Annotated in this window: 28 protein-coding genes and 1 pseudogene; 19 read left to right on the top strand and 10 right to left on the bottom strand. The window is 68.9% G+C overall.

Translation table 11 applies throughout. From position 1 onward, the window contains the following. The coding region (locus B5M43_RS11320; protein WP_230667984.1) for a hypothetical protein at positions 1–432 on the bottom strand (432 nt) is incomplete at its 3' end. 63 nt (positions 433–495) lie between these two features. Continuing rightward, a complete protein-coding gene (locus B5M43_RS11315) occupies positions 496–891 on the bottom strand; it encodes a GrpB family protein (RefSeq protein WP_055987558.1) in 396 nt (131 codons plus the stop codon). Positions 892–1,035: 144 nt separating this feature from the next. Between B5M43_RS11315 and B5M43_RS11310 the strand changes: the two genes are divergently transcribed. The 3 genes and pseudogenes from B5M43_RS11310 to B5M43_RS11300 form a co-directional block, all read left to right on the top strand. Next, positions 1,036–2,424, top strand: coding sequence for a glycine--tRNA ligase (locus B5M43_RS11310; RefSeq protein WP_055987560.1), 1,389 nt, complete (start codon positions 1,036–1,038; stop codon positions 2,422–2,424). Between the two features lie 70 nt (positions 2,425–2,494). Continuing rightward, positions 2,495–3,166, top strand: a complete 672-nt coding sequence (locus tag B5M43_RS11305) for a GntR family transcriptional regulator (RefSeq protein WP_167626760.1) — start codon at positions 2,495–2,497, stop codon at positions 3,164–3,166. A gap of 108 nt (positions 3,167–3,274) precedes the next feature. Continuing rightward, positions 3,275–3,484 (top strand): annotated as a pseudogene (locus B5M43_RS11300) (GntR family transcriptional regulator); the annotation flags it as partial. 429 nt (positions 3,485–3,913) lie between these two features. Here the strand turns inward: B5M43_RS11300 and B5M43_RS11295 are convergent. The 4 genes from B5M43_RS11295 to B5M43_RS15185 form a co-directional block, all read right to left on the bottom strand. Then, entirely contained in the window at positions 3,914–4,336 is a 423-nt protein-coding gene (locus tag B5M43_RS11295; protein WP_134745452.1) for a DUF1801 domain-containing protein, read from the bottom strand. Between the two features lies 1 nt (position 4,337). Beyond that, positions 4,338–4,907 carry an HhH-GPD-type base excision DNA repair protein gene (locus tag B5M43_RS11290; RefSeq protein ID WP_134745453.1) on the bottom strand — a complete coding sequence of 190 codons (570 nt, stop codon included), beginning with the start codon at positions 4,905–4,907 and terminating at the stop codon, positions 4,338–4,340. Between the two features lie 40 nt (positions 4,908–4,947). Beyond that, positions 4,948–6,018: a Fic family protein gene (locus tag B5M43_RS11285; protein WP_205829467.1), complete on the bottom strand. Its 1,071-nt coding sequence runs from the start codon at positions 6,016–6,018 to the stop codon at positions 4,948–4,950. 168 nt (positions 6,019–6,186) lie between these two features. Beyond that, positions 6,187–6,315, bottom strand: a complete 129-nt coding sequence (locus B5M43_RS15185; RefSeq protein WP_268777921.1) for a hypothetical protein — start codon at positions 6,313–6,315, stop codon at positions 6,187–6,189. 113 nt (positions 6,316–6,428) lie between these two features. Between B5M43_RS15185 and B5M43_RS11280 the strand changes: the two genes are divergently transcribed. The 5 genes from B5M43_RS11280 to B5M43_RS11260 are packed head-to-tail and all read left to right on the top strand — an operon-like array spanning position 6,429 to position 10,210. Continuing rightward, positions 6,429–6,755: a 2Fe-2S iron-sulfur cluster-binding protein gene (locus B5M43_RS11280; RefSeq protein WP_055987572.1), complete on the top strand. Its 327-nt coding sequence runs from the start codon at positions 6,429–6,431 to the stop codon at positions 6,753–6,755. A gap of 16 nt (positions 6,756–6,771) precedes the next feature. Further along, entirely contained in the window at positions 6,772–8,073 is a 1,302-nt protein-coding gene (locus B5M43_RS11275) for an aromatic ring-hydroxylating dioxygenase subunit alpha (RefSeq protein ID WP_055987574.1), read from the top strand. A gap of 2 nt (positions 8,074–8,075) precedes the next feature. Then, a complete protein-coding gene (locus tag B5M43_RS11270) occupies positions 8,076–8,558 on the top strand; it encodes a hypothetical protein (protein ID WP_055987576.1) in 483 nt (160 codons plus the stop codon). After that, positions 8,555–9,349: a 3-methyl-2-oxobutanoate hydroxymethyltransferase gene (locus B5M43_RS11265; RefSeq protein ID WP_055987578.1), complete on the top strand. Its 795-nt coding sequence runs from the start codon at positions 8,555–8,557 to the stop codon at positions 9,347–9,349. Before B5M43_RS11270 ends, B5M43_RS11265 begins: the two co-directional genes overlap by 4 nt. A 12-nt stretch (positions 9,350–9,361) precedes the next feature. After that, positions 9,362–10,210 (top strand): alpha/beta fold hydrolase, encoded by an 849-nt coding sequence (locus tag B5M43_RS11260; RefSeq protein ID WP_055987580.1) that lies wholly within the window; start codon positions 9,362–9,364, stop codon positions 10,208–10,210. Between the two features lie 58 nt (positions 10,211–10,268). Here the strand turns inward: B5M43_RS11260 and B5M43_RS11255 are convergent, their stop codons facing one another. Then, a complete protein-coding gene (locus B5M43_RS11255) occupies positions 10,269–10,721 on the bottom strand; it encodes an RpiB/LacA/LacB family sugar-phosphate isomerase (RefSeq protein ID WP_055987582.1) in 453 nt (150 codons plus the stop codon). After that, positions 10,721–11,656, bottom strand: a complete 936-nt coding sequence (locus B5M43_RS11250) for a hypothetical protein (RefSeq protein WP_055987584.1) — start codon at positions 11,654–11,656, stop codon at positions 10,721–10,723. Before B5M43_RS11250 ends, B5M43_RS11255 begins: the two co-directional genes overlap by 1 nt. Positions 11,657–11,742: 86 nt before the next feature. Here B5M43_RS11250 and B5M43_RS11245 point away from each other — a divergent pair, with 86 nt between their 5' ends. Genes B5M43_RS11245 through B5M43_RS11230 form a run of 4 tightly spaced genes read left to right on the top strand, consistent with a single transcriptional unit; the run spans position 11,743 to position 15,609 of the window. Continuing rightward, positions 11,743–12,897 (top strand): zinc-binding dehydrogenase, encoded by a 1,155-nt coding sequence (locus B5M43_RS11245; protein WP_055987585.1) that lies wholly within the window; start codon positions 11,743–11,745, stop codon positions 12,895–12,897. Further along, positions 12,897–13,604: a 4-carboxy-4-hydroxy-2-oxoadipate aldolase/oxaloacetate decarboxylase gene (locus B5M43_RS11240; protein WP_055987587.1), complete on the top strand. Its 708-nt coding sequence runs from the start codon at positions 12,897–12,899 to the stop codon at positions 13,602–13,604. The genes B5M43_RS11245 and B5M43_RS11240 overlap by 1 nt, the downstream gene beginning before the upstream one ends. Continuing rightward, entirely contained in the window at positions 13,601–14,611 is a 1,011-nt protein-coding gene (locus tag B5M43_RS11235; protein WP_055987590.1) for an amidohydrolase family protein, read from the top strand. Before B5M43_RS11240 ends, B5M43_RS11235 begins: the two co-directional genes overlap by 4 nt. Further along, positions 14,608–15,609 carry an ABC transporter substrate-binding protein gene (locus B5M43_RS11230; protein WP_134745455.1) on the top strand — a complete coding sequence of 334 codons (1,002 nt, stop codon included), beginning with the start codon at positions 14,608–14,610 and terminating at the stop codon, positions 15,607–15,609. Before B5M43_RS11235 ends, B5M43_RS11230 begins: the two co-directional genes overlap by 4 nt. A 74-nt stretch (positions 15,610–15,683) precedes the next feature. Here B5M43_RS11230 and B5M43_RS11225 read toward each other — a convergent pair whose 3' ends face one another. After that, positions 15,684–16,955 carry an NAD(P)/FAD-dependent oxidoreductase gene (locus tag B5M43_RS11225; RefSeq protein WP_200941022.1) on the bottom strand — a complete coding sequence of 424 codons (1,272 nt, stop codon included), beginning with the start codon at positions 16,953–16,955 and terminating at the stop codon, positions 15,684–15,686. 135 nt (positions 16,956–17,090) lie between these two features. Further along, positions 17,091–17,834, bottom strand: a complete 744-nt coding sequence (locus B5M43_RS15180) for a FadR/GntR family transcriptional regulator (protein WP_134745456.1) — start codon at positions 17,832–17,834, stop codon at positions 17,091–17,093. A 160-nt stretch (positions 17,835–17,994) separates the two neighbouring features. Between B5M43_RS15180 and B5M43_RS11210 the strand changes: the two genes are divergently transcribed. From B5M43_RS11210 to B5M43_RS11180, 7 genes are all read left to right on the top strand, one after another. Beyond that, positions 17,995–18,891 (top strand): LysR family transcriptional regulator, encoded by an 897-nt coding sequence (locus B5M43_RS11210; protein WP_134745457.1) that lies wholly within the window; start codon positions 17,995–17,997, stop codon positions 18,889–18,891. A 230-nt stretch (positions 18,892–19,121) separates the two neighbouring features. Continuing rightward, positions 19,122–20,207: an ABC transporter substrate-binding protein gene (locus tag B5M43_RS11205; RefSeq protein WP_134745458.1), complete on the top strand. Its 1,086-nt coding sequence runs from the start codon at positions 19,122–19,124 to the stop codon at positions 20,205–20,207. A gap of 57 nt (positions 20,208–20,264) precedes the next feature. Further along, complete coding sequence (locus tag B5M43_RS11200; protein ID WP_134745459.1) at positions 20,265–21,722, top strand: aldehyde dehydrogenase family protein; 1,458 nt, start codon at positions 20,265–20,267, stop codon at positions 21,720–21,722. 21 nt (positions 21,723–21,743) lie between these two features. Then, positions 21,744–22,292 (top strand): SDR family NAD(P)-dependent oxidoreductase, encoded by a 549-nt coding sequence (locus B5M43_RS11195; RefSeq protein WP_205829469.1) that lies wholly within the window; start codon positions 21,744–21,746, stop codon positions 22,290–22,292. Positions 22,293–22,299: 7 nt separating this feature from the next. Continuing rightward, positions 22,300–22,518 (top strand): SDR family oxidoreductase, encoded by a 219-nt coding sequence (locus B5M43_RS11190; RefSeq protein WP_230667988.1) that lies wholly within the window; start codon positions 22,300–22,302, stop codon positions 22,516–22,518. Further along, entirely contained in the window at positions 22,518–23,417 is a 900-nt protein-coding gene (locus B5M43_RS11185) for a DUF6282 family protein (RefSeq protein ID WP_134745460.1), read from the top strand. The genes B5M43_RS11190 and B5M43_RS11185 overlap by 1 nt, the downstream gene beginning before the upstream one ends. A gap of 30 nt (positions 23,418–23,447) precedes the next feature. Further along, entirely contained in the window at positions 23,448–24,557 is a 1,110-nt protein-coding gene (locus tag B5M43_RS11180) for an ABC transporter substrate-binding protein (protein ID WP_082542859.1), read from the top strand. The last annotated feature ends 24 nt before the right edge of the window (positions 24,558–24,581 follow it).

Genomic DNA, 24,581 nt, shown 5'->3' with positions numbered 1-24,581 from the left:
GATCAGTTCCGCGACCGGCGTGCCGATGTCCCCGTGCCGCATCGCGGCGGCGACCTCGGGATGCCGGGGAGGGAGGGCCTCGCCGGTGAGCGCCGTCTCCGCGCGCAGCCGCTTGTCCAGCCGCACCCGCGCGAGGACCTCCCGCGTCGGCGCCTGGGTGAGTCGTTCGAGCAGCTCGATCCCGTTCCGGCATCCGTGCTGCGCGGACAGCCGCTCGTCGAGCATCCGGTCGGAGCGGGCGTCGATCTCTCCGGCGGTGCGGACCCGGACCCCGTCCGTGAGGCGGCCGAGCTCCTCGGCGAGCGGCGCGAACGACACCGTCTCCGCGTCGCTCATCCCCGCGATCTGCGGCTGCACCGACCGCAGCACCGCGATCGCCGCCCGCATCGCCTCGTGCGGGGAGAGAGCTTCGAAGATCGGCTGCTCGGCCATGACCACAGTATAGTACGTATGTACGACATAGACCAGGAAGCAGCTCGAAAGTATCGAACAGAACTACGAGACCAGCCCCGCGGCCTCGAAGGCCTTCGCGTAGATCGCCCGGATCACCGCCTGCTTGCGCACGTTGTACTGCATGACCGTCTCGCGGCCGGCGTTCGCCGCGTCAGCCGCCTCCCGCTTGACGGTGGCGTAGCGTGTGCGGTCCTCCGCATCTCGGCGCAGGTGATCGCGGAAGATGCGATGCCTCCACGGCTCGGGTGCCTCGGGACCGAACACGTGGATGTTCGACTCGCACCCGTCCCATCTCAGACCCCGGTGGCCATCCCACCACGGCTCCCGGATGACCAGGGTGAACCCGGCGCGCTCGAGCGGTGGCAGCCACGCCCAGGGGCTCGCCCCCGGCGGCGGCGGGCTGTCGGCGAAGGCCATGATGTCGCGGATGCTCGGCATGCGGTCACTGTCTCACAGGCTCCGCCGACCCATCCGCTCCACCCCGCGACCGGTTCCGCGCACGAACTAGGATTGAGGCATCCGCGCGCGCATCCCGACGGACGCGCGCGCCCATCCCGATCCCTCCCGACCATTGGAGCCACCATGGCCGAGCCCTCCCGCCTCGACAAGGTCATCAGCCTCGCCCGCCACCGCGGGTTCGTCTTCCAGGCGGGAGAGATCTACGGCGGCTCCCGCTCGGCGTGGGACTACGGCCCCCTCGGCACCGAGCTCAAGGAGAACATCCGCCGCCAGTGGTGGCAGACGTTCGTGCGCGGCCGCGGCGACATGGTCGGCCTCGACTCGTCGATCATCCTGCCCTCGAAGGTGTGGGAGGCCTCGGGTCACGTGGCGACGTTCACCGACCCGCTGGTCGAGTGCCTGCAGTGTCACAAGCGCCACCGTGAGGACCACCTGATCGAGGCCTTCGTGGAGAAGAAGGGCCGCCAGCCCGAGAACGGGATGGCCGACATCGTGTGCCCCGACTGCGGCACGCGCGGCCAGTGGACCGAGCCGAAGTCCTTCTCGGGCCTGGTGAAGACCTACCTCGGCGTGATCGACGACGAGTCGGGCCTGCACTACCTGCGCCCCGAGACCGCGCAGGGCATCTTCGTGAACTTCGCCAACGTGCTCACGGCGTCGCGCAAGAAGCCGCCGTTCGGCGTGGGTCAGGTCGGCAAGGCGTTCCGCAACGAGATCACGCCCGGCAACTTCATCTTCCGCACGCGCGAGTTCGAGCAGATGGAGATCGAGTACTTCGTGCCGCCGGCCGAGGCGCCCGAGTGGTTCGATCACTGGGTCGAGGAGTGCTGGAACTGGTTCGTCGACCTCGGCATCGACCCGGAGCACATGCGCAGGCTCGACATCCCGGACGGCGAGCGCGCGCACTACTCCGACCGCACGATCGACGTGGAGTACGACTTCGGCTTCCCGGGCAAGGGCTGGGGCGAGCTGATGGGCATCGCCAACCGCACCGACTTCGACCTGACCAACCACATCGAGGCGTCGGGCGGCAGCAACCTCACCTACTTCGACCAGGCGTCGGGCGAGAAGTACGTGCCGTACGTGATCGAGCCGTCGTTCGGCCTGACCCGCTCGATGATGGCGTTCCTGATCGACGCGTACACCGAGGAGGAGGTGCCCAACGCCAAGGGCGGCACCGACACCCGCACGGTGCTGCGCCTCGACCCGCGCCTCGCTCCCGTGAAGGTCGCCGTGCTCCCGCTCTCGCGCAACGAGCGCCTGTCGCCGCTGGCGCGCGAGATCGCCGACGACCTGCGCGGCACGTGGAACGTCGACTTCGACGACGCCGGCGCCATCGGGCGCCGCTACCGCCGCCAGGACGAGATCGGCACGCCGCTGTGCGTCACGATCGACTTCGATTCGCTCGACGACCGCGCCGTGACCGTGCGCGATCGGGACACGATGGGCCAGGAGCGCGTGCCGCTCGAGGGCCTGCGCGCCTACCTCGCGGAGCGCCTCCGCGGCGCCTGACCCGTCCGCCATGGGAGGTAAACCCGGCCTCCCAGTGCTCGTCAGCCGTAAGGCTGGATTGGATCGTTCAATGTCCCCGCTCGACTTCGGCGCCCCGCTGCGCCCGCCGCAGGCCCCGCGACTCTCAGACATGGTCTTCGACCAGATCGCCGAGGCGATCGTCCACGGAGAGCTCAAGCCCGGCGAAGGCCTTCGCGACCAGGCCCTCGCCGACCGCCTGGGCGTCTCGCGCATGCCCGTGCGCGAGGCCCTGCTGCGCCTGGAGCGCGCGGGCCTCGTCGAGACGGCCGCGAGTCGCTACACCCGCGTCGTCGAGATCACTCCCGAGCGCGCGTCCGAGATCGTCGAGTACGCGGGGTACCTCTACGGCGCCGCGACGCGCATGGCGACGCGTCGCATGGACGACGCGCAGCGCGAGGAGGCCGTCCGGCTGCTCGATGCGATCGTCTCGGCCGGCACAGATCGCGACGCGTACTTCAACGCTACGCGCGCGTTCAACCGCCACATCATCGCCACGTGCGGCAACAGCAACTTCAAGCTGCGCAGCGACCTTCTCTACACGGTCGACTACGTCACGCGGAACATCCCGCTCGCGGGCGTGCTCGACGCGGTCCTTCCGCTGATCGCCCGGCTGCGTCGCGCGATCGAGGAGAAGGACGCGGATGGCGCCGAGGCCGCCGTCCGCGAGCTCCACGGCATCGACGGCGCTCTCGGGGAGGTCGCGCAGCGCGTGCGGCAGTGATCGCGCCCGGCGCGTCGCGGCCGCCTTGCCGCATGGGTACCCTACCCGGGTACTAGCACGGGCAGGGGAGGGGGTTCCCTGTTCTCTCTGCGGAAACGGAACGCCCCATTGGACGCTGTACTCGATCTCGACACCCCGCTCCGCAACCGGGGTCCACGCCTGTCGGACCTGGTCTACGACCGTCTCCGCGAGGCGATCCTGGACGGCCGCCTCGCGGCCGGGGAGCTGCTGCGCGACAGCGAGCTGTCGGCCGGGCTCGGAGTGTCCCGCATGCCGATCCGCGAGGCCGTCCAGCGGCTGGAGCGCGCGGGGCTGGTGGAGACCTCCGCCAGCCGCTACACGCGCGTCACGGCGCTGACCGAGCAGCACGTCGCCGAGGCGTGGGAGTACGGCGGCTACCTCTACGGATCGGTGTCGCGCCTCGCCGCCTACCGGATGTCCGAGGACGACCGCGCGCTCGCGCTCACGATGCTCGACGAGGCGACCGCAGCCGCCGAGCCCGGGGAGACCGCCGCGACGCTCGGCCGCCTCTTCAAGCACCTGATCGCGTGCACCGGCAACAGCCTGATCCGCGGCTGCACCGACGTGACCGCCATGATCGACCGCGCCATCGGGTCTCCTGCGACGCCGCGACAGCGGCCCGCATCCTCGAGCACCGCGCGGCGCTGCGTGAGGCCGTCGTGGCGTGCGACGGCGTCGCGGCCGAGCGGGCGGTCCGGGCGATGTTCGGCGTGCTCTGACGCGCCGTCATCCGGTGACGGTGAGACGCATCCCCTCGCTGCCGCCCGCCTCGACCCAGGCGAGCGAGCGGGTCAGGATCCCGCGGAGCACGTCGAGGTCCACGTCCTCCAGGCGCTTCACGTAGAGGCACCCCACCCCGGTCGTGTGCGGGCCGAGCCGTGCGAGCTCGGCGTGCGCGTCGACCCCGTCGAGGAGGTAGATCGTCGTGGCGGCCTTGCGCGGCGCGAAGCCGAGGATGCCGCAGTCGCCCTCGGTGCCGGTGGGGTAGCGGTAGTGGCACGAGCCGAAGCCGATGATCGTGCCCCACAGCACCGGCTCGCGCCCCGAGATCTCCCGCATGAGGTCGATCAGGATCTCGGCGTCCGCGCGGCGACGCTCGGGCGTCACTCCCAGCAGGTGCGCGGCGACGTCGCCGCCCGACGGCTTCACGTCAGCCGTTCTTGGCGGCGGCCTTCGCCGCGCGCTTGTACTCGCGCACCTTGGCGAGGGTCTCGGGGCTCGTGATGTCGGCGACCGAGCGGAACGCGCCCTCCTCGCCGTACGGACCCGCCGTCTCGCGCCATCCGGCGCCGTCGTAGCCGTACTGCTTGCCCAGCAGCGCGAGGAAGATCCGCGCCTTCTGATCTCCGAATCCCGGCAGGGCCTTGAGGCGCTTCAGCACCTCCTTGCCGTCCGGGTCGCCTTGCGTCCAGATCGCGGCCGCGTCGCCGCCCCAGTCGTCCACGATCGTCTGGCAGAGCGTGCGCACGCGGTCAGCCATGGAGCCCGGGAAGCGGTGCACGGCCGGCGTCTGCCGGAACGCCTCGGTGAACGCCTCGGGGTCGTAGCCCGCGATCGTGGCCGCGTCGACGGATCCGATCCGCTGCCGGATCTTCTCGGGGCCCGTGAACGCCGTCTCCATCGCGATCTGCTGGTCCAGCAGCATCCCGATCAGCAGGGCGAGCGGGTTCTCGGTCAGCAGCGCGTCGGCGGCGTCGTCACCGGTGATGGAGAGCGTCATGTGACCATTCTCTCCCCGGCTTGCTGGGGCGACGGTGCTTCTACGCGCCCTCAGCGATCAGCGGTGCATTGCGCTCCGCGACCGCGCCAGGAGGTGCGGTCACCGCCGCCCAGATGTCTCGCGCTATGAACCTGCGGTTGTACGTCCCGATCGGACCGCTGAGGATACCGAGGCTTACCAGCCTTTCGAGTGCAGCGTTGACTGTCGGCGCGGCCTTGCCGAAGCGTCGTGTGAGCATGGGGACCGTCACGAGCGGGTCACCGATGAGGATGTCGGCGATATCGCGGATGACGCCCTTGCTCCCAGCTTCTTGGAGGAGCTCGACGTAGCGGCGCTGCACTGAGAGCAGGCGATCGACGCGAAGCGCGGTATCCGTGGCGGATGCGGCGATGCCCTCTGCGAAGAAGCGAATCCAAGGATCCCAACGACCAGTGGCGGAGACCGAAGCGAGATGATCCTGGTACTCCGTCTTTCGGGCTTCGAACCAGGGTGAGACGCTGAGCAGCGGTTCGCGCAGCACGCCGTCGACCATGAAGTGGAGCACAACGAGCAGGCGTCCAATGCGTCCGTTTCCGTCGTTGAACGGATGAAGTGTCTCGAACTGGTAGTGCGCGAGGGCGGCCGCGACGATCGGGTCGCGCTCGATCTCTCGCGACCGTATCCAATCGATGAGGTCTCCGATCGCTGCTCTGAGCTCGACGCCCGGCGGCATGGGCACGAACCTCGCGTCTTCGATCGAGCCGGTCGGGCTGCCGATCGCGACCGGTGTGGTCCTCACGCGTCCGGCATCCTGCGTATCCGAGTCTGTGCCTCGTACAAGGACCTTCTGACATGTCTCGAGGAGGCCGACCGTGATATTCCCGGACTCTGCCACGTAGTTGAACGCGACGCTCGCAGCTTCCACGTAGTTCAGCACCTCGACCAGCTCCTTGCTGAGCTTCTCGTCGCTGGTGTCGGCCCCGAGCACCTGCTCAAGGGGAGCGAAGGTTCCCTCGAGAGCTGAGGTGCTCTGTGCTTCGCGCCGAAGCGTCGGCCGACGGAGGAGATCAGGGCTGGGGACCTGGCTCGAGGCTTGGTCCAGTCGCGCCAAAGCGCGGTTCGCTTCGTTCACTGCCCGCCACGTCGCGGACTCGAGTGGAGGTTCGTCGCCCAGCGGGTCGGCGACGTACGCGACATGGTTATAGGGCGATCCGAAGCGCCCGTCGATGGAGAACCGCGTACAGACCTTGAATCACATCGCTGTAGTTAACGTTCTCTGCGACTTGACCTTAGGTGCCCGTCAGGCGGGTCCTGCGGGGTCACGCACTCGCTGGTCCAGCAGCATCCCGATCAAGAGCGCGAACGGGTAGTCGGTCAGCAGGGTGTCGGCCGCAATGTCGCCGGTGATGGTCAGAGCCCAGGACTCCATGCTCGCCTCACAGACGCGTGCGTGTCCCGCGATCCGCGGCTGTCTTGACAGAGCAGCCCCCGGGCGAGGTAGATTGGTAAGTCCAATAGATGTTTACGCGGAAGGAGGCTCGCGTGCCCAAGGTCGTGTACGTCGAGAGTGACGGTACCGAGCGCATCGTCGAGGCTGCCGATGGTGAGAGCGTCATGAGCGCTGCCGTGCGGACGGGCGTGAAGGGGATCGTCGGTGAGTGCGGCGGCCAGCTCTCGTGCGCCACGTGCCATGTCTGGGTCAAGGACGAGTTCCGCGACAAGGTGGGCGGGCCCGGCCCGCTCGAGGAGGACCTGCTCGACATGGGGGTGTCCGAGTTCACCGAGGCGAGCCGTCTCGGCTGCCAGATCAAGATGTGCGACGAGCTCGATGGACTCGTCGTGGAGCCGCGCGCTGAGGCGTGGCACTGAGAGGAGACAGAGAATCATGTTGCGCCCTGACATCAACGAGCTGCTGACGCAGACCGGCCCTGGCACGCCCATGGGCAATCTGTTCCGCCGCTACTGGCAGCCCGTGCTGCACACCGAAGAGCTGCCGGAGGACGGCTGCCCGCCCGTCCGGGTGAAGATCCTGTCGGAGCGCCTCGTCGCGGTGCGCACCCCCGAGGGCAAGTACGGGCTCATGGACGAGTTCTGCGCCCACCGCGGCATCTCGCTCTTCTTCGGACGCATCGAGGAGGGGGGGATCCGCTGCCCGTACCACGGCTGGAAGTACAACCAGGACGGTCAGGCGATCGACGTCCCCAGCGAGCTGAACAACTCGGAGTTCTGCAAGAACGTCAAGCTGCGCTCGTACCCGCTCGTCAAGGTGGGCGACATCCTGTGGACATACATGGGCGAGCCCGATAAGCAGCCGCCGCTGCCCACGTGGGAGTTCGCGACCGTCCCCTCGAAGCAGACCTTCACCTCGAAGCGCTACCAGGAGAACAACTGGCTGCAGGCGCTCGAGGGCGGCATCGACTCGAGCCACGTCACCTGGCTGCACGGCGGTGGCCCGACCGGCAAGGGCCTCGAGGCCGACCCGCTGTTCAAGGGCGCCAAGGGCAACGAGTACAACAAGAACGACCTCAAGCCCTTCTTCGAGGTCGTCGAGAACGAGGGCGGCCTGCTGATCGGCGCTCGCCGCAACGCCGAGGAGGGCCACTACTACTGGCGTGTCACGCCGTGGGTGCTCCCGAACTTCACGATGGTGCCGCCGCGCGGTGACCACCCGGTCCACGGCCACTTCTGGGTCCCGATCGACGACGAGAACTGCTGGGCGTGGTCGTTCGACTACCACCCCACGCGTGAACTCACCGAGGCCGAGGTCCAGGCGATGAAGGACGGTGCGGGCGTTCACTCCAAGAACATCCCCGGTACGTACCGCCCGGTGGCGAACAAGGAGAACGACTACCTCATCGATCGCGAGAAGCAGAAGGCCGGCATCCTGTTCTCGGGTGTCGAGGGCATCGCGATCCAGGACTCGTCGCTGCAGGAGTCGATGGGCCCCATCGTCGACCGCACGAAGGAGCGGCTCGTCGCGACCGACGCCGGCATCATCAAGGCGCGCCAGAAGCTGCGCCGTGCCGCCGAGGCGCTGCGCGACAACGGGACGGAGCCGGCCGGCAACATCCCCGAGCACCAGCAGATCCGCTCGGTCGCCATCGTGCTGCCGGCCGACCAGCCGTTCGTCGAGGGCATCGGCGAGGCGTTCAAGGCGCGTCCGGGCGTACCGCAGACCTCGGTGTGAACATGTCGAAGCCGATCATGGTGAGCAGTCACGTGCTCGCGACGACCGCCAAGGAGGCCTCGTTCCGCCTCGACTACCCTCTGGCCTTCGCGCGCTCGACCCGTGTCATCGCATTCGATGACGCGGCCGAGGCCGTCGTGCGCAGGATCGCGGACAACCCGTGGGGGCAGGCGCAGTTCTACACGGTGTCGGACACCGGCGTGGAGCTGTTCACCCTGGACGGTGAGACGCGGCTGATGGAGGCCGAGATCGAGCACTCCGACTCGATCATCTTCGTGGCGACCAACGGCATCAAACCCGACGCGACCTGGGCGGTCGGCAAGGCCGCGTGGGAGCGGTCCATCATGACCGCCGGTCTGCTGATGCTCAACGAGGGCGACCTCGAGAGCTCGACGCTGGCCGCCATCCGTCCGCACTGCCGGATCCTCCTGGTTCCCGCTGACGAGGACGACCTCTTCCAGCTGCTGGTCGCGATCCGCGCATGACGACGATCCCTCAGCTGCAGGCGATGAAGCAGGCGGGCGAGAAGTCCGTCTGCTTCGTCGCCTGGGACTATCACATGGCCACGATCGCGGACCGGGTCGGCGCGGATATCGTCTCGGTCGGGGACACGGTCGGCACCAACCTGTGGGGACAGCCGAACCCGCTGGAGATCACGTTCGACGAGCTGCTGGTGGCGGCCAAGGCCGTGCGCCGCGGGGTGAAGAACGCGCTGGTCAGCGCCGACTTCCCCTTCGGTCCGCTGCAGTCCGGCGATGCGGTTCCCGCGGCGATCAGGCTCGTGAAGGAAGCCGCCGTCGATCTCGTGAAGCTCGACGGCGCCGCCGACTTCCCCGAGGCGGTCGAGGCCGTGACGAAGGCGGGCGTGCCCGTCTTCGCCCAGTTCGGCATCACGCCGCAGACGTCGTTGAAGTACGGCATCGAGTACAGCGCGGCCCACACCGCGGAGATCCCCGACGAGATGGTCGAGGAGTTCATCGGCGAGGCCAAGCGTCTCGAGGACGCCGGCGCCGTGGCGCTGAACTTCACCAACTCCGGTCCGGTGATCGGCGCGGCCGTCGTGGACGCGGTGAGGATCCCGGTGCTGGGCGGGTTCGGCGGCGGACCGTGGCTGGACGGCCGCATCCGCATGATCACCGCGGCCGTCGGCTACAACTCGAAGAACGTCGACGCGGAACCGGACACCTACGCCAACGTCGCCAAGGTGATCCACGACGCGCTCGCCGAGTGCGCGGCGGACATCCGCGGCGCCCGCAAGCTCAAGGGTCAGAAGTGACAGGGGTGCGATATGCCTGAGGTGGAACTCGGAGGGATCCGGACTCGCTACGAGGTGATCGGGGATGGTCCGCCGATCCTGATGTTCAGCCCCGGCGGCTTCGACGCGAGCCTGGACAACTGGACGACGTTCGGCCGGTACAAGGACCTCGGCTTCGTCGAGGCGCTCTCGAAGGACTACACCTGCGTGGTCTACGACCGGCGCGAGTCGGGCCGTTCGGGCGGACGCCTGGAGCGGCTGTCCTGGCCGAAGTACGTGGATCAGGCGCTTGCGCTGATCGACCACCTCGGCTTCGAGCAGGTGCACACCATGGGCGGCTGCGTCGGCTGCACCTCGGCGGCGATGCTCGCCGTGGCGCAGCCCGCGCGCGTGCGCAGCATGGTGCTGTTCTCGCCGGCCGGCGGCGTGACGTACCGCGCGGCGCAGCACAAGCGCTTCACGCAACACCTCGGCTTCGCACTCGAGCACGGCGTGGCCGCGGTGGTGGAGCACGCCCGCTCGACCGAGGCCGGCTTCAGCAAGGACCCGCGGGTCAGCCCCTGGGCGGCGGCGCTGCGCTCGGACGACGAGTTCGCCAAGACGTTCGCGCAGACCAGCATCGAGCGCTACACGACCATCGTGTCGGGATCGGCGCGCCTGCTGTTCGACCGCGACACGGTGCCCGGCCCCGAACCGGAGGATCTGCAGCTGCTGGACACCCCCGCGCTGATCGTGCCGGGCGAGGACCTCTCGCACACGCGGTCGGCCGCGCGGTACCTGCAGGAATGCCTGCCCGTGAACGAGTACTGGGATGTGCCGGTCGCGGAGCAGACACCGGAGGCGTCAGTGGCCCGGGTGCGCGACTTCCTGTCGAAGTACTAGGCGCACACGTGAGAGGGGCGGTGGCTTGCAGCCACCGCCCCTCTCACGTCTGTCGGCGTCAGATGCCGCCGGATTCCTCGAGGCGCGCGATCTGGGCGATGCGCTCGGCGTGCACGCCGCCGTTGAACGGCGTGGCGAGCCAGCGGTCGAGCAGCGAGAGCGCCTGCTCCTCGTCCAGCACCTTGGTGCCGATGACCATGACGTTGGCGTCGTTGTTGCCCCGCGAGATGTCCACGGCGAACTCCGAGTAGGCCAGGCCCGCCCGGATGCCGCGCATCTTGTTGCACGCGACGACCTCGCCCTGCCCGCTGCCGCCCAGGACGATGCCGAGCTCGGCGCGTCCGGACTGCACAGCGCGGCACAGGTCGGCGCACAGCTCGGGGTAGTCGACGACGTCGGTGACGTGCGCGGCGAGGTCGATCACGTCGTGCCCGCGCGCGGTGAGCACCTCGACCATCCGCGGCCGCATGCCGATGCCGTGATGGTCGCCGGTGATCGCGATGCGGGTCATCAGCCGCGCATCCCGAGCGTCGACGGCACGAAGATGCTCTCGAACGCCGGACGCTCTGTCAGGATGCCCTGCGTCATGGCGTTGTCGATCAGCTTCTCGAGCGTCACACGCGAGCCCTCCACGCCGTACGGGAGCGGGTCGGATCCGGTGAGCTCCATGACGGCGGTGAGGGTGCGATCCTGTCCCTTCTTCGCGCCGTCACTGTGCGCACGCAGCTCGTCGACGTAGCGGCGCTTCGCCTCGGTGAAGGCGTCGAAGATCGCGCGGGGGAGGTCGGGGCGCTCGGCGACGAGCGAGTCCTTCACGACGACGAGGTGGTTGATCGGGAAGACACCGGTGTCGCGCAGCACATCCAGGCCGGCCCGCAGCGGGTCGGCGAACAGCGGCACGACGTCAGGGTGGTCGATCGAGGCGCCGATGACGGCGTCGAGCTCGCCGGCGAGCAGCAGCTCCTCGAGAGTGCGGCCCTCTGGGGCCTGCACGACGTTGGCCGGCGGCACGTAGGTCGCGACGTGCTCGTCGCCGGAGCGCACCCAGGTGACGCTCGTCAGGTCCAGTCCCGCCTCAGCGAGGGCCGCACGGGCCCACACGCCGGTGGTGACCGTGTAGCCGCGGTTGACCCCGACGCGCTTGCCCGCGAGGTCGGGCGCCGTCATTCCGGAGTCGGCCTTGCGGATCTGCACGGCTCCGTGGTGGAAGTCGCGCACCAGGAAGATCGGAAGCGCGGTGAACGGGGCGCCGTGCTCCTTGGCCGTCAGGTAGGTGGTGAGCGCCATCTCGGCGACGTCGTACTCGAGGTTGCGCACCATCTTGCGGAAGCCCTTCACGAGGACCGGCTCATCGACGAAGTCGAGGGTGTACCCGGCCGGGGCGACGCTGCCCGTGATGAGCGCGCGGTTCGCGCCCTGCAGCCGGGTGAGTGTGGACAGGTGCATGGTGCCTCCGAGATCGTGTGGTGCGACTGCCTCGAATGCTAACGTGGTATGACCATTTATCCAATGAAGAGCCCAAGGATGTGCGCATGAGCGAAACGGTTCTGGCAGCGGTGCGGACCGCGCCGGGGGTCACCGAGATGCAGGAGCTCCCGAAGCCCCGCATCGACGCTGACTCGGCCCTGCTGAAGGTGGAGGTCGCCGGCATCTGCGGCACCGACGCCAAGCTGTACTTCAACCCGCCGAGCACCCCGGCCACGCAGGGGCGCGTGATCATGGGCCACGAGAACGTCGGCGTGATCGTGGAGGCGGGCGAGCAGTTCAAGATCCGCCACGGGCTGCAGGAGGGCGACCGCGTCTTCGTCGAGCACTACGTGGCCTGCTTCAACTGCGAGTGGTGCCGCATCGGCGAGTATCGCCACTGCGAGGCGACCGACTGGCGCACCAATCCCGACGCCCGCCGCTTCGGTTATACGTCGGCCGACTTCGACGGCAACCTGTGGGGCGGCTTCTCGGAGTACATGTACCTGCCGTGGAACGCGGTGCTGCACAAGGTGCCCGACACCGTCACCCCCGAGCTGGCCGGTCTGGTGATGCCGATCTCGAACGGCATCGAATGGGCGCTGCTCACCGCCGGCATCGGCTACAACGACACCGTGCTCATCCAGGGCCCGGGCCAGCAGGGCCTGGCCCAGCTGATGGCGGCCAAGCAGGCCGGTGCATCCAAGATCATCGTCTCGGGCACCACCCGCGACAAGGACCGCCTCGCGCTGGCCGAGGAGCTCGGCGCCGATCACACCATCGACGTGCTCACCGAGGACCCGCGCGAGAAGATCATGGATCTCACGAACGGTCGCGGCCTCGACTTCGTGCTCGACTGCACCTCGCGCGCCGGCACCGCACCGGCACTGCTGGGCATCGACGTGCTCAAGCGTCGCGAGGGCACGCTCGTCGTGCAGGGCGAGCTCGCTGCGTTCCCCGACTTCCCGCTCAAGCAGGTCACCGAGAAGGCGATCACCATCAAGTCGGCGCGCGGTCACTCGTTCAATGCGTGCGAGCTCGCGATCGCGCAGATCGCGTCGGGCCGATTCCCGATGCACAAGCTCGCCACGCACCGCTACGGCATCGACCAGGTCGACCTCGCGATCCGCGTGCTCGCCGGCAAGACCGACGAGGACGCGATCCACATCTCGATGATGCCCGAGCTGATCGGCAAGCCCGGCGGCCGGAAGGACGCCGCCTGATGCCGGGCGTCGTCGTCACCGACCCGCCCCGCACGCCGCTCGATCAGGTCGATGCGCTCGCCGCGTTCGGCGTCGCGACCATCCACGAGGCGCAGGGACGCACCGGTCTGCTCGGATCGTCGATCACCCCGATTCAGCAGAACGTACGGGTGGCGGGCAACGCCGTCACCGTGACCGTCGCCCCGGGCGACAACACGATGATCGGCGTGGCCGTCGAGCAGTGCCAGGAGGGCGACATCCTCGTGGTCGTGCCGACCTCGCCGTGCGACATGGGCTACTTCGGAGACCTGTTGGCCACCTCGCTCAAGGCACGGGGCGTGCGCGGCCTGGTCATCGAGGCAGGAGTGCGCGACGTGGCCGACCTGCGAGAGATGGGCTTCGCGGTCTGGTCGAGCCACGTCTCCGCCGAGGGCACGCGCAAGGGCGCGCTCGGCGACGTCAACGTGCCGATCTCCGTCGCGGGCCGCATCGTCGAACCCGGCGATGTCGTCGTCGCGGACGACGACGGCGTGGTCATCGTCCCCCGCGCTCAGGCCCCGGCCGTCGCGCGCGCCTCCCGCGAGCGCGAGGAGAAGGAGGAGCGCGCCCGTGCGCGCTATCTGGCGGGCGAGATCGCGCTCGACGTGAACGACATGCGACCCATGATCGAGAAGGCCGGCATCCGCTACGTGGACTACCAGGCCTGGAAGGAAGAGGCCGACAAGTGATCATCGACGTCCACGGCCATTACACGACCGAGCCCAGCGCGCTGCTGGACTTCCGCAAGGCGCAGCTGAACGGCGAGAGTCCCGCATCCGCGGACCTGTGGAACCGGATCAGCGACGACCAGGTGCGCGAGAGCGTCGTCGGCAATCAGATCCGCGTGCTCACCGAGCGCGGCGGCGACCTGATGATCTTCTCGCCCCGCGCGTCGGGCATGCAGCACCACCAGCCGGACGCCCGCATGGCGGACGAGTGGGCGCGCGCGTCGAACGACCTGATCTCGCGAGTCAGCTCGCTGTTCCCCGAGCACTTCGCGCCGGCCGCGCAGCTGCCCCAGACGCCCGAGGGCAATCTCGACGGCGCGATCGCCGAGCTGCGCCGCACGGTCACCGAGCTCGGCTTCGTCGCGGCCAACCTGAACCCGGATCCGTCGGGAACGTGGGCGGGCAAGCCGCTCACCGACGAGTCGTGGTTCCCGCTGTACGAGGCGGCCGAGGAGCTCGACGTGCCGTTCATGGTGCACGTCTCGACGGCGGACAACCCGAACTTCCACACGCTCGGCGCGCACTACCTGAACGCCGACACCAGCGTGTTCATGCAGCTGCTGCAGTCGGACCTGTTCCAGCGGTTCCCCGGTCTGCGCCTGGTGATCCCGCACGGCGGCGGGGCCGTTCCGTACCACTGGGGACGCTACCGCGGCCTGTCCGTGCGCAACGGCTGGCAGGATCCGTCCGAGCTGCTCGCGAACGTGTTCTTCGACACAGCCGTGTACCACCAGCCGGGCATCGACCTGCTGACCGAGGTCGTGCCGGCCGCGAACGTGCTGTTCGCCTCCGAGATGCTCGGCGCGGTGCGCGGAGCCGACCCCGAGACGGGCGTGGAGTGGGACGACACCCTCGTCTACCTGCGAAGCGCCGACCTGGACGAGGACGACTTCGATCGCATCACCCGCGCCAACGCGCTGCGGGTCTATCCGCGCCTTGCGGCGCGCCTGGAGGGCACGAGCGCATGAGCAGGATCCCGCTGACATTCGCGTGCGGCGACTACGACCGCACCCGGTCCATCGCGGAGGGCACGGTCCCCGTCGACGGCGTCGACCTCAACTATCTGCGCCTGCCCGTGGAGGAGACCTTCTTCCGCATGCTGCGGCACCGCGAGTTCGAGGTCGCCGAGATGTCGCTGTCGACGTACACGGCGACGCTCGACAGGGCCGGCGGCCTGGAGAACTCGCCGTTCGTGGCGATCCCGGTCTACACCTCGCGGGTCTTCCGTCACGGCGGCATCTTCATCAACACCGAGGCGGGCATCGAGCGGCCGTCCGACCTGGTCGGCAAGCGCATCGCCATGCCGGAGATGCAGCTCACGGCGGTGGTCTGGCAGCGCGGCATCCTCGCCGACCACTACGGCGTGCCGCTCGACTCGGCGACGTACTTCACGGGCGGCGAGGAGACCCCCGGCCGGATCGAGAAGGGCAAGGTCGACGTGCCCTTCGACGTCCGCCCGATCCCCGAGGACAAGACGATCTCGCGGATGCTTGCCGACGGCGAGCTCGACGCGCTGCTCGCGCCCCGCATCCCGAGCACGTTCGATCCGAAGGGCGGCACCGTCGCGCGCCTGTTCCCCGACGCGAAGGCGGCCGAGCAGGAGTACTTCGCCCAGACCGGGATCTTCCCGATCATGCACGTCGTCGTGATCCGCCGGGACGTCTACGAGCGAGCGCCGTGGGTGGCGCAGTCGCTGACGAAGGCGCTGAACATCGCCAAGAAGGAGGCGCACGCGCGCATCTACGACGCGTCGGCGCTGCAGCTGATGGACCCCTGGCTCATGGTGCACCTCGAGCAGGCGCGCACGCTGATGGGGGAGGACTTCTGGTCGTACGGGCTCGGCCCGTCCGACCGCAAGGTGCTCGAGACCTTCCTGCGCTATCACCACGAGCAGGGCCTGTCGCGCACGCTGCGCGCACCGGAGGAGATCTTCGCCCCCGAAGCGCTGGAGTCGTTCGTCATCTGACACCGCGGATCTGCCGCGCACACGCAGAGGGCCTGGAGCTTGCGCTCCAGGCCCTCTCAGCGTGAGTGCGGTGATCACGCCGGGGCGTGCGCGCTCAGGTGGGTCTTCAGCGGGATGTCGAGGTCGCCCGCGGCGTCGGCGGGGATGGTGCGGCCCATCTCGAGGACGCGGCGCACGGCCATGTAGTCGCGCGGCGAGTTCACCGCCTCGACCGAGACCAGCCGCCCGTCGCGGTAGTAGAGGGCGGAGAACTGCTCGGTGTCGGGGTCGCCGCGCAGCACGACCTGGTCGTACCCGATCGACAGGCCGGCCATCTGCAGCTTCAGGTCGGCCTGGTCGGACCAGAACCAGGGCAGCGGCGGCTCGACGGGCTCGCGGTCGAGCAGGGCCGCTGCGGCGGCCTTCGCCAGCGCGATCGCGTTGGGCACCGACTCGAGACGCACCTGGCCGTGGTCGGGGTGCGCCACGACGGCACAGTCGCCGGCAGCGACGACGCCGGGCAGGCGGGTGCGGCCCTGCTGATCGACCTCGATGCCACGGTCGGTGCCGATGCCCAGCTGCTGCGCGAGCTCGGTGTGCGGGATGAGTCCGATGCCCACGACGACGACGTCCGCATCGATGACACGACCGTCGGCCAGCTCGACGCCGCTCACGCGGCCCTCGCCGCGGAAGCCGGTCACGGCCGCGCCGGTTTCGATCTGCGTGCCGCGGCGGCGGTGCGCGGCGGCATAGAACGCCGACATCTCGGGCGCGACGACGCGGGCCATGAGCCGATCCAGCGCCTCGAGCACGGTGACCTTCTTGCCTTTGGCCGTCGAGGCCGCGGCGATCTCGAGGCCCACGAAGCCGCCGCCGACGACGACCACGTGCTCGGCCGCGTCGAGGTCGCGACGCAGGTTCGCGGCGTCGTCGACGTCGCGCAGGTAGTGGATGCCAGCGAGGTCGGATCCGGGCGCCTGCAGACGGCGCGGGTGGCCGCCTACGGTGAGGGCGAGCTTGTCGAAGGCAAGCGTCAGGCCGCTCTTCGTCCGGGCCTGGCCGGCGCCGTTGCCGCCCTCGACGAGCGTGATGGTCTCTATCCACTCGCCGCGCAGCACGTCGATGCCGTTGGCCTCGTAGAAGTCCTCCCCGCGCAGCGAGAGCTCGGTCTCGTCGGCCTTGCCGGAGAGATACGCCTTGGACAGGGGCGGGCGCTGGTAGGGGAGCCGGGGCTCGCCGCTGACGAGCGTGATCCTGCCGGCGTGATCCATCTCTCGGAGGCTGGTGGCGAGCTGCAGGCCCGCCTGGCCGGCCCCGACGATGAGGGTTCCGGCTGACAGCGGGCGCGCCGTTGCGTCGGTCATCATGGTCCTCCTTCTACGGTTAGACCATTAGACCACATTTACCGCATGCGCGCACCGGCGAAGTCTCCGCGGGGGCCGGTGGCCGCTCGCAGAGGGGCCGCGTCGGCGCCTTCGCGGCCGACGCGGCTCAGCGGACGCTCACTCGTCGCCCTCGAGCAGCCTGATGCGATCGGCTGTGCGCCCCAGGTGTTCGGTCATGATCGCGCTCGCGCGCTCGAGGTCGCGTGCCTCGACGGCGTCGATGATGTCGTCGTGCTCCTGGATGCCGCGCATGCCCATGACCGGGGCGGCCGCCTTCGCCTCCGTGAGCGAGGTGAGGATGGGGCCGTAGAAGCTGCGCATCAGCACCTCGACGGCGCCGTTGTGCGCGCACGCGGCGAGGCGTACGTGGAACGCGGCCGACATCTCCGTAGAGTACCGGCCCTCGTTCTCGAGATCCTTCGACTCGGCCACGATGGCGCGCAACGCCGCGATGTCGTCGTCGGTGGCGTACTTCATCACCAGGGGCAGGATCGCGACTTCGAAGGCCAGACGCGCCTCCGTCGCGGCCGTGCCCGTGATCGGCGAGAGTGAGAGAAGGTGCGCGAGGTTGTCGCCAACCAGCTCGGCGGAAGGGGAGGTGAGGAACGAGCCGCCCTGGGCGCCGACGCGCACCTCGACCAGGCCGTTGGCCTCGAGGATGCGCAGCGCCTCGCGCACTGTGACCCGGCTCACTCCGAACTGCTGGCACAGGTCCCGCTCGTTGGGCAGTCGATCCCCGGCCTTCAGCTCGCCATCGCGGATGAACTGCTTGATCTGATCGACGATGGCGTAGGACGTCCGCCCGACGTTGACCGGCGTGAACTTCGGTGTACTGCGGCGGTCGGGTGAGGTGGAAGACATGATCTCTTTCTGTGGCCCCACGACGCTCAGGATGTGATGGAGTGGGGTGCGCATGGGGCGGCGCTCGCGAAGTTCGCGAGACCGAGCACTTCGGCAAACATATATTATCGTTCTCTATCTCTGCGGCGCTCGTGGCGTTCCGGGTGGGGGAAATCGGCATATGGACCTGCGGCAGTTGCGGTACTTCACGGCGGTGGCGGAAACCTGCCATTTCGGGCAGGCGTCTGAACGGCTGCAGGTCTCGCAGTCGACGATCTCGCAGGCGATCCGGGCGCTCGAGGATGAGCTCGGCGCCACGCTGCTGGAGCGCACCACCCGCCTCGTCACCGTGACGACCGCCGGCGCGTTCCTCTATTCAGAGGCCGAGCAGATCTTCCGCCGGGTCGACGAGGCAGCGGTCGCGGTGAAGCGGCTCGCGGCCGGCAAGTCGGGATTCCTCCGGCTGGGGATGACGGGCATCGCCACGTACGCGTACCTCCCCCGCATCGCGCGCCTGCTGCGCGAGGAGCTGCACGGCGTGGTGCTGTCGGTGCGCGGCGACATGCTGACCCCCGACCAGTGCGACGCGCTGCGCTCCGGTGCGCTCGGGCTCGGGATCCTGCGTCCTCCGGTCGTCGGCGATGGAATAGAGACGCTGCCGTTCGTGAAGGAGCGTCTGCTGCTCGCGATGCCGGAGGCGCACCCGCTGGCGGACAAGCCGGATCTCACGCTGATCGATCTGCGTGACGAGTCGTGGGTCGCGTACGACGGCGACCACTCGCCCCTGAATGACGCCGCGAGCCACGCCTGCCTGCAGGCCGGCTTCACGCCGCGTCGGGCGCATTTCGGCCTGACGACCTCGGTGCTGCTCGGCCTCGTCGCGGCGGGCCTCGGCGTCACGCTCGTGCCCGAGGGCGCGCGCGCCCTGCCGCGTCAAGGGGTCCGCTTCCGGGAGGTGGACGGCGTCGGCGAGCTCGAGCAGGTGCTCGCCTTCCGTAAGGACGCGCGCGATCCGGTCGTCGACGCCGCGGTGTCTCTCCTGCAGGCGCGCTGGGCCGAGGAGCCGGTCGAGGCGTAGCGCCTGCCGAGCGGTGCCCGTCGCCCCCTGGGCCCGGCCCCCGGGTTCCCGCGCGCCTGCGCCTGAGTGGCTCCCGGCGTCCCCGGCGGGGACGCCGGGTTCGGCGCGTCCCTCCGCCGCCCACCCACCCTTTCATCGATATTCTGCTTGCAATAGCTTTGATTAAGTGTTAGCTGGCATCAATCGGCCCGCACTTCTCCGCGACGAAGCGGAGGGACGAGAGGGAAGTGATGATGCTTCGCAGAAACGTGACGTCGGTCTGTGCTCTGGTCCTCACCGCGTCGGCGCTCGCCGGCTGCAGCACGGCCAAGGCTGCCGAGGGGTCCGAGGAGATCGCCCTGGCATCTGGCGCCGACCGGCAGCAGATGCTCGAGGAGGGCGCCAAAGACGAGGGCAAGCTGATGTGGTACACCACCACGATCCCCGACCAGCTCGCCAACCCTCTCGCGGAGGCCTTCGAGCAGAAGTACCCCTTCGCCGACGTCGAGATCTACCGCGCCAACTCCACCGACGTCGCGTCGAAGGTCATCAAGGAGTACCAGGCCGGCAGCCACTTCGTGGACGTCGTCGACGGCACCGGCACGGCCACCATGCTCGAGAGCACCGACGCCATCCAGCCGTTCACGTCGCCGGAGCTCGATGCCTATCCCGACTCGGCGAAGGACCCCGAGGGGTTCTCGGCGCCGCAGCTGATGTACTTCATGGCCGTCGCGTACAACACCGACATGGTGTCGCCGGACGACGTGCCGCAGACCTATGAGGACCTGCTCGACCCGAAGTGGAAGGGGAGGATGTCCTGGAGCACGAGCCCGACCTCCGGCGGGCCGCTGTTCCTGGGCAACCTCATGGAGGCCTGGGGCGAGGACCGCGCGATGGACTACTTCGACGACCTCGCCGCGCAGCAGATGCAGAACGTCGACGCCTCCGGTCGCGCCGTGCTCGACCGCGTCATCAGCGGCCAGGTGCCGATCGGCGTGCAGCTGTTCAACGACCAGATCGTGGACGCGGCGTCCAAGGGCGCGCCCGTCGACTGGGCCCCGCTGAACCCCGTGACCGCGCAGTACTCCCGCGTCGCGCTGGCGAAGTACCCGCCGCACCCCCACACCGCGATGCTCTTCCTGGACTTCATCCTCTCCGAGGAAGGTCAGGAGATCATCCGCGACGGCAATGGCATTCCCGCGCATCCCGAGGTGGACGCGCTGACCCCCGAGCTCAAGCCCGAGCAGGGCGGCTTCGAAGCGCAGTTCACCGATCCGGAGCAGGTGATGAAGCAGACCAACGAGTGGGCGGACCTTTACGCGGAGAAGTTCATGTGACGTCCGCTTCGCGAATACCGCGGCACGGCAGTGAGAGCGATTCGAGCAAGGAGAGAGATGAGGATGGGTGACGACGTGAAGGTTCCCCTGCGCGGAATGCTGATCGACGGACAGCTGGTGGGGGCCTCGGACGGCGGCGTCCTGGATGCCGAGGACCCCACGACCGAGAAGGTGATCGGGCAGCTGCCCGACGCGACGGCCGATGACGTCGACCGTGCGGTCGCCGCCGCTCGCCGGGTCTCAGGGGAGTGGAGCGGCACGTCGTGGACCAAGCGCGCAGCGCTGCTGCGTCAGTTCGCCGACGTGCTGGACGCCAACCGCGACGAGCTGGCCGAGCTGGACGCGCGTGACGCGGGACTTCCGATCGCCAGTATGCGCTCCGACGTCACGAGCGCGGCGAACGAGATCCGCTACTTCGCGGGGATCGCCGGCGAGACGAAAGGCGAGACGATCCCGAGCGGTCCGGATCAGGTGACCTACACCGAGTTCGTGCCGTACCCGGTGGTCGCGCGCATCGTGCCGTTCAACCACCCGATCAAGTTCATCTCGGGCAAGGCCGCCGCCGCGCTCGCCGCGGGCGCGCCCGTGATCGCCAAGCCGGGCGAGCAGACCTCGCTGTCGGCGCTGCGGCTGGCGGAGCTCGTGAAGGACCTCTTCCCGGCCGGCGTGCTCAACATCATCACGGGGTCGGGCGGGAAGGCGGGCGCGGCTCTCTCGGCGCACCCCGACGTGCCGCGCGTCGCGTTCACCGGATCCGTCCCCACCGGGTCGCGGATCATGGAGGCCGGGTCGGCCGCGATCAAGCACATCAGCCTCGAGCTCGGCGGCAAGAACCCGATGGTGGTCTTCCCCGACGCCGACGCCGAGAAGGCGGCGGTCGCCTCGGTCGCGGCGATGAATTTCGCCCGCTCGATGGGACAGTCGTGCGGATCGACTTCCCGCGTGTTCGTGCACCGCGACATCAAGGACCGCTTCGTGGCGGCGCTCGTGAAGCGCCTGTCCGAGCTGAAGGTCGGCGACCCGATGCAGGACGACACGGACATGGGGCCGGTGGCGTTCCGCGGTCACTACGAGAAGGTGGTCCGCTACGTGCAGTCCGGCATCGATGAGGGCGCGACGCTCGCGTATGGCGGCAAGCGCCCCGAGGGGCTGGACACCGGCTACTTCATCCAGCCCACCGCGTTCACCGGCGTGACCATGGACATGACGATCGCGCAGGAGGAGATCTTCGGTCCCGTCGTGTCGGTTCTCGACTGGGACGACTACGACGAGCTGCTCGATCAGGTCAACCATTCCGAGCTGGGTCTCACCGGCAACATCTGGACGCGCGACATCTCGCAGGCGCTGCGCATGGCCCGGCACATCGACTCGGGTTACATCTCGATCAATGGCACCGGCAAGCGCCCGACCGGCGCGCCATTCGGCGGCTTCCGGCAGAGCGGCATCGGCAAGGAGAGCTCCGTCGACGAGCTGCTCAGCTACGGCCGCCAGAAGTCCGTGACCATCACCCTCTGATCCGATCCCCTAGGAGACACCATGAGCAACACCACGACCACGGAGCGCGGCGCCGTCATCATCACCGGCGCGGCGCACGGGATCGGCGCGGCGTATGCCGACCGGCTCTCGTCAGACGGCTACCCGATCGTGATCGCCGACCTCGACGAGGCCGGAGCCAAGGCGAAGGCCGAGGCCCTCATCGCCGGTGGTGGCCGCGCTCTCGCCGTGCGGGCCGACATCTCCAAGGAAGAGGACGTCCAGGCGCTCGTCGACGCTGCGGTCGCAGAGTTCGGCACTATCACGGGCCTCGTCAACAACGCCGCCGTCTTCTCGGTCGTGCCGATGTCGCGTGCGCCGTACGACGAGATCGGGCTCGACGAGTGGGACCTCATGATGCGCGTGAACCTGCGCGGCACATGGCAGATGTGCAAGGCCGTCGCCCCGCACATGGCCAAGAACGGCTACGGCAAGATCGTCAACATCTCGTCGGGCACCGCCCTGAAGGGATCGGCGAGCCGGATCCACTACGTCACGAGCAAGGCGGGGATCCTCGGCTTCACCAAGACGCTGGGCGCGCGAGGTCGGTGACGACGGCATCCGCGTCAACTGCATCGCGCCGGGGTCGACCCTCAGTGAGGAGAACGCGTCGGAGAAGGACATCGAGTACCGCAAGTCGCGCGTCGGCGACCGCGCGCTCGGCCGCGTGCAGATGCCCGAGGACCTCTCGGGCGCCGTCTCGTTCTTCATCTCGCCCGACAGCGACTTCGTCACCGGTCAGACCCTCGTGGTCGACGGCGGCTCGTGCATGCACTGATGGCTGCCGAGACCGTCTACGACCGCCTCGTGCGGGATGCCGTCGATCTGCACTGCCACATCGACGTCGAGTTCTCCCAGACGCTGTTCCGCAAGGCCGCATCGGAGTGGGAATGGCTGCCCGTGGCGGAGGACGCCGGCATGCGCGCCGTCGTGCTGAAGTCACACCTGTGGCCGACGACCACCGCGATCCCGTACATCCGGGAGCTGTACCAGGGGCCCGTCGAGGTCTACGGCAGCATCACGCTCAACAGCCACGTCGGCGGGCTCGACCCGTTCGCCGTCGAAGCGGCCGCGCACCTCGGCGCCAAGGCGGTGTTCATGCCGACCTGGAGCTCGAGGAACGACGCCGAGCGAGGCGGCTTCGGCAAGCGCCTCGGCGACGCGTTCGAGCACTTCGACCACCAGCGGCTGGGCGTGCTCAGCGTGCTCGACGAGGACGAGAGGCTCACCGACGTCGCGAGCGAGATCATTCGGCTCGTCGCTGAGAAGGACATGATGCTCAGCACGGGGCACCTGTCGTGGCGCGAGTCCCTCGCGATCGCCGAGGAGGCGCACCGGATCGGCTTCGACCGCGTGCTCTGCGGACATCCGCTGTCCGGATCCGTCGGCGCGCCGCACGATGCGGTGCGCGAGGCCGCGAAGCTCGGCGCGTACATCGAGTTCTGCTGGCCCACGATCTCGCCCGGTCGGCACGATCCGGCCGAGGTGGTCGGGCTCGTCGGTGAGATCGGCGCCGAGCGCGCCGTGTTCACGAGCGACTTCTTCGGAGGCAGCAACCCGTCGCCGTCGGCGCTGCTGCGGATGCTGCTGGGCGCGGTGTACGACGCGGGCCTCTCCGAAGACGCCGTCCGTCGGGCGGCGTCCGACAACCCCGCAGCGCTGCTGGGACTGACATAGCCGCACGGCTGCGGCATCAAAGGAGATGCGATGAAGAAGAGGATGCGGACCGGTGCAGCAGGCATGGCTGCGGCGGCGCTGCTGCTGACCGGTTGCGGCGGAGCAGGCGTGGCGGGAGTCGCCGGCGGCGAGGGCGGGGAGGAGGAGACGTCGGCCACCGCCGTGTACGACGAGATCAACGCTCTGAGCGGTCAGGAGCGCACCGACCGGCTGGTCGAGCTGGCGCAGGAGGAGGGCGAGCTCACGATCTACCACTCCAACACCGACCTCGGGGCGGTGATCGAGGCCTTCGAGGAGACCTACGACATCACCGTGGACGCCACCCGGGGCAACTCGGAGACGGTGCTGCAGAAGGTGATGAGCGAGAACAGCGCCGGCAGCCTGGGCGTCGACGTGCTGGAGAACCCGTTCAAGGAGAACGTGATCGCCAATCAGCAGGGACTGTTCTACGCCTATGAGAGCGAGTTCCGCGACGCTGTCGTCGACGAGGCCCGGATGGACGGCTGGACCGCCAACTACTTCAACGTCTTCGTCGTCGGCTGGAACGCCGACAACGTCGACGCGGAGGAGATCCCATCCGAGATCAAGGACTTCGCCGAGTCGACGTGGGACGGGCGCGTCGCGCTCGAGATGAACGACACCGACTGGTTCGCGGCCGTGTCGAAGCACTACCTCGACCAGGGCATGAGCGAGGCCGAGGTCGACGGGATGTGGGCCGGCATCGCCGAGAACGCGTCGGTCGAGAAGGGCCACAGCGCGATGGGCGACATGCTCGCGGCCGGCAAGCTGCAGATCGCCCTGTCGATCTACCAGCACACGCTCGACGGTGCCTCCGAGGAGCTCGGCGCACCTGTGCAGTGGAAGAGAGAGGGCGGCGGGCACGTCGGCCCCGTCGTGATCAGCCCGACCGGGGCTGGCGTCCTGAAGGCCGCCGAGCACCCGGCGGCGGCGATGCTGTTCATGGACTTCATGCTCGGTGAGCAGGGACAGCAGATCATGCACGACAACTTTCGTGTCGGATCCGTCCCGCGTGAGGACAGCTGGATCGCGGGAGTCGAGACGATCCCGATGCCGCTCGAGGTCGCGACCGAGGACTTCGAGTACTGGGACGACAAGTACCGCGAGCTCGTGGGCGGCTGAGCCGCGCCCCGGGGAGCGGACTGC

The sequence above is a fragment of the Microbacterium sp. MEC084 genome, assembly GCF_004514465.2.
Lineage (GTDB): Bacteria > Actinomycetota > Actinomycetes > Actinomycetales > Microbacteriaceae > Microbacterium.
Note: the sequence above shows the minus strand (reverse complement) of the source record. Positions and strands in the feature narration are given on the sequence as shown.